This is a genomic window from Nocardioides sp. (assembly GCF_024509035.1).
Classification (GTDB): Bacteria; Actinomycetota; Actinomycetes; order Propionibacteriales; family Nocardioidaceae; genus Nocardioides.
The window spans coordinates 1-3766 of the sequence record NZ_JANINT010000205.1 but is presented as its reverse complement, the minus strand read 5'-3'; the positions used below and the strand labels follow the sequence as shown (position 1 = coordinate 3766).

At 73.1% G+C, this 3766-nt stretch carries 7 protein-coding genes; 2 read left to right on the top strand and 5 right to left on the bottom strand.

Annotation, left to right across the window (positions count from 1 at the left end; translation table 11 throughout):
• Positions 1-22: 22 nt before the first annotated feature.
• Positions 23-664: a DUF3710 domain-containing protein gene (locus tag Q0L15_RS15115; protein WP_296605281.1), complete on the bottom strand. Its 642-nt coding sequence runs from the start codon at positions 662-664 to the stop codon at positions 23-25.
• 55 nt (positions 665-719) lie between these two features.
• Positions 720-1187, bottom strand: coding sequence for a dUTP diphosphatase (gene dut / locus Q0L15_RS15110; RefSeq protein ID WP_296605280.1), 468 nt, complete (start codon positions 1185-1187; stop codon positions 720-722).
• A 52-nt stretch (positions 1188-1239) separates the two neighbouring features.
• On the opposite strand from dut, the gene Q0L15_RS15105 reads away from it, so the two are divergent.
• Both Q0L15_RS15105 and Q0L15_RS15100 read left to right on the top strand, forming a co-directional pair.
• The gene (locus Q0L15_RS15105) at positions 1240-1701 is read left to right on the top strand and encodes a DUF3093 domain-containing protein (RefSeq protein WP_296605279.1); all 462 of its coding nucleotides are present in this window, start codon (positions 1240-1242) and stop codon (positions 1699-1701) included.
• Between the two features lie 29 nt (positions 1702-1730).
• Positions 1731-2027: a DUF4235 domain-containing protein gene (locus Q0L15_RS15100; RefSeq protein ID WP_296605278.1), complete on the top strand. Its 297-nt coding sequence runs from the start codon at positions 1731-1733 to the stop codon at positions 2025-2027.
• 69 nt (positions 2028-2096) lie between these two features.
• On the opposite strand, the gene Q0L15_RS15095 is transcribed toward Q0L15_RS15100, so the two are convergent.
• The 3 genes from Q0L15_RS15095 to Q0L15_RS15085 all read right to left on the bottom strand — a co-directional run.
• Positions 2097-2264, bottom strand: coding sequence for a DUF4193 family protein (locus Q0L15_RS15095; protein ID WP_296605277.1), 168 nt, complete (start codon positions 2262-2264; stop codon positions 2097-2099).
• Between the two features lie 181 nt (positions 2265-2445).
• Positions 2446-3279, bottom strand: coding sequence for an inositol monophosphatase family protein (locus Q0L15_RS15090; protein ID WP_296605276.1), 834 nt, complete (start codon positions 3277-3279; stop codon positions 2446-2448).
• The coding region (locus Q0L15_RS15085) for a ferrochelatase (RefSeq protein WP_296605275.1) at positions 3276-3766 on the bottom strand (491 nt) is incomplete at its 5' end. The genes Q0L15_RS15085 and Q0L15_RS15090, both read right to left, overlap by 4 nt.

Here is a 3766-nt window from a genome sequence, read left to right as displayed (position 1 = left end):
CGCTCTCCCATGCCGCGAAAGCCTAGGGGTTCGGGCGCTCGACGAGCTGCTCGCGGGGCGGCATGGTCAGCGGGAGCGCCGCACCCACCGGCATCGCCTGCGCACCCCGGCGCACCACGATCTTCTCGATCGCGTCCTCCCAGGTGCCAGCGGACGCCGGGTCCTGCGCGGGCCTGCCGAGGAGCGTGGCCCGCAGCATCCACCGCGACCCGTTGACGCCGATCACCCGCGAGGCCTGGGTGCCGGTGCGACCGTCCTGGGTGCGGACGGTCAGCTCGCAGAGCAGCTCGGTGCCGAAGCGGCCCTCGCGCTCGGTGGCGGTGCCGCCGCGCTGGGCGTAGTCGGCGGCCAGCCGCGGCCGGATCTCGCTCCACAGGTCGCCGTTGCGCGGCGCGGCGAACGCCCGCAGCTCGAGGGCACCGTCGGGTCCGGCGAGCACGACCGCCTGGACGGCCTCCTCGTCCTCGTCGACCTGGAGCCGGAGCTCGAGGCCGTCCGCGGGCGCGACGAGCATCGAGCCCAGGTCGACGCGCTGGACCTCGTCGTGGTCGGGGAGGTCGTCGATGTCGAACGGTCCGGACGACAGCGCGGCCGCTGCCTCCGCGGCGTCGGCCTCGACCTGCGCCTCCGTCGGGGCATCGTCGGACTTGCGACGGAACTTCACGAACACTCCTCGGTGGATCTGTGGGTCGAGCTGGTGGACGGACGGGAGGCGGCGGTCAGGGTCGGCCGAATCCTCCGGTAGAACCGTAGCCCCCGGCCCCACGCACCGAGTCGGGGAGTTCCTCCACCTCGCGGAAGCCGGCCACCTCGACCCGCTGCACGACCAGCTGCGCGATCCGGTCGCCACGGCGCAGCTCGATCGGCTCACGGGGGTCGTGGTTGACCAGCATCACCTTGATCTCGCCGCGATAGCCGGCGTCGATGGTGCCCGGCGTGTTGACGATCGACAGGCCGTGGCGTGCGGCCAGGCCCGAGCGCGGGTGGACGAAGGCCGCATAGCCCTGGGGCATGGCGATCGCGATGCCGGTCGGGACGAGCGCTCGCTCCCCGGGAGCGAGCGTGACGTCGACGGTGGTCAGCAGGTCGGCGCCCGCGTCGCCGGGGTGGGCGTACGCCGGCAGCGGGAGCTCGGGGTCGAGGCGCTGCACCAGGATCTCCAACGTGCTCTCCGGGTGGGTGGTCACGTTGCCGGACCCTACCGGCCGGTCCCGAGCGCGGGATGGAAGGATTCCGCCCGTGACCCTCACCCCCGCCTACCGCGAGCGCCTCGGCGTGCCGCTGCGCTGGTGGGTGCAGGGCACGATGCTGGTCGCGACGTTCTGGCTGGCCGTCGTCGTCGCCATGCCCGCGCTGGCCGCCTGGCTGGTCACGGCGGCGATGGTCGCGCTGCTGGTCTTCGCGCTGTGGTCCTACGGCTCCCCGCAGCTGGTCGTCTCCGACGGCACGTTCCGGGCCGGGCGGGCCCACATCGACGCCCGGTTCCTCGGCGCGGCGGCGGCGCTCGACCCCGAGCAGACCCGGCGCGCCGCAGGCGTCGACGCGGACGCGCGCGCCTACCTGGTGCTGCGGCCCTACCTCAAGCGCGCGGTCAAGGTCGAGATCACCGACCCGGCCGACCCGGCGCCGTACTGGCTGGTCGGCACGCGCCACCCCGAGGACCTCGCCCGGGCGCTGACAGCTCTGACGCACGCGCATTGAGCACCGGTGCCGGTGGGTACTGTTCGGCCATGGCATCTGGAGGATCCAAGGTCTGGACCGTCTTCTCGCTCGTGTCGGCGCTCGGCGCCGCCGCCGTCGCCAAGAAGGCGATCGACAAGTCGTGGACGATCGCGACGGGCAAGAAGCCCCCGGAGAACCCCGCCGACCCCGACGTCGACATCTGGGAGGCCGTCGCCTGGGCGGTCGCGAGCGGCACGGCCGTGGGACTCGCCCGGATGATCGCCCAGCGCCGCGCGGCCTCCTACTACACGCGGTCGACCGGCCACCTGCCTCCCGACCTGCGCAAGGACGACCAGGAGGCCTGAGACCGGCCCCGGACACGGCGAAGGCCGCGGCCCCCTCGGGGGTCGCGGCCTTCAGCGGTGCTGCTGGGCTCAGATGCAGTCGCGGCAGATCATCTTCTTGGCGTCCGCCAGCTGGCTGCGGTGGTGCACGAGGAAGCAGCTCATGCAGGTGAACTCGTCGTCCTGCTTGGGCTTCACCTCGACCTCCTCGGACTGCTCGTCCTCGTTCTTGCGCGGTGCGTCGTAGTCAGTCGCCATCCGTCACTCACTCCCCTGGAACCTGCTGCCCCACGTCTCGTACCTCACGTGCCATCGCGGCACCGTCGGCGCGGCAGATTGTGCACCATCAGGGCCGGATGACGCACACCGCCTCCACGTCGCGGGGCATGAACATCAGGTGACAGGCACCTATTCCCTGCTCCGATCCGTGTCGCACGCCTCAATCGGCGGTGAATCCCGATTCCTGAACGACGGCGACGAGCTCGTCGAAGCCGTGTGTCGGAGCGCACACCACGAGGTCGGTCCCGCCGACCCCGGGCAGGTGCTCGAGGCGGGCGCCCGCGAGCTCGGCGATCAGCCCACCGGCGGCGTGGTCCCACAGGTTCACGCCCTCCTCGACGTAGCCGTCCAACGCGCCTTCGGCGACGTGGCACAGGTCGAGCGCGCACGACCCGAGCCGGCGGACGTCGCGGACGCGCGTGATCAACCGCACGAGCGCCGCGGCCTGCAGACCGCGGATGCGGGCGTCGTAGTTGAAGCCGGTGCCGATCAGTCGCAGGTGCAGCGGCGCCGGCCCGCGCACCGCGAGCGGTACGTCGTCGCGGGTGGCCCGTGCCGGCGCTCCCCCGTGGTCCGGGCGGTCGGCGCGGTGCCCGACGTACTCGACGCGGCTGGCGACGTTGACGACCACGCCGGCCACGACCTCGCCGTCGCGCTCGGCGGCGATCGAGATCGCGTACTGCGGCAGGTCGTAGAGGAAGTTCACCGTGCCGTCGATCGGGTCGACGATCCAGCGGATGCCGCTGCGGCTGGCGACGTCGTCGCCCTCCTCGCCCAGGAATCCGTCGTCGGGGCGGCGGGCGGCGACCAGCCGGCGGATCAGCTGCTCGCTGGCACGGTCGGCCTCGGTGACGATGTCGACCTCGCTGGACTTGGTCGCCGCGACCGTGACGCCGGCCGCGCGGCGGCCCCGGACCAGCTCGGCCGCCTCACGGGCGACCTCGAGCGCCAGCTCGGCCAGCGCGGCGTTGGAGGGCGTCTGCCCCGCCGTCACGAGTCGGCACCCGCGAGCGCCGGTCGCTCGGCGCGCGGGTTGGGGCAGCAGCCGGCCGGGCAGCGGTCCCAGCACGCCGGCCACCGACCCACCGAGGCTCGCACCACGTCCTCGCCACGCTCGACCGCGGCCCGCTCGAGCAGCAGGTCGCGCACGGTGGCGACGAACCGCGGGTCCACCCCGGCGGTCGCGGCCCGCATGGCGGGCAGCCCCAGCTCGGCGGCGGTCGCCAGCGCCTCGGTGTCGAGGTCGTAGACGACCTCCATGTGGTCGGAGACGAAGCCGATCGGTACCAGCACCACGCCGGACGCACCGTCGGCGTGCAGCTGGCGCAGGTGGTCGTTGACGTCCGGCTCGAGCCACGGGATGTGCGGGGCGCCCGAGCGCGAGCAGAACACCAGCTCTTGCTTGTGGCGCCGTCCGGTCTCCTGGTGGATGCGCTCGACGACCTGCTCGACCACGCTGAGGTGCTGGTCGACGTACGCCC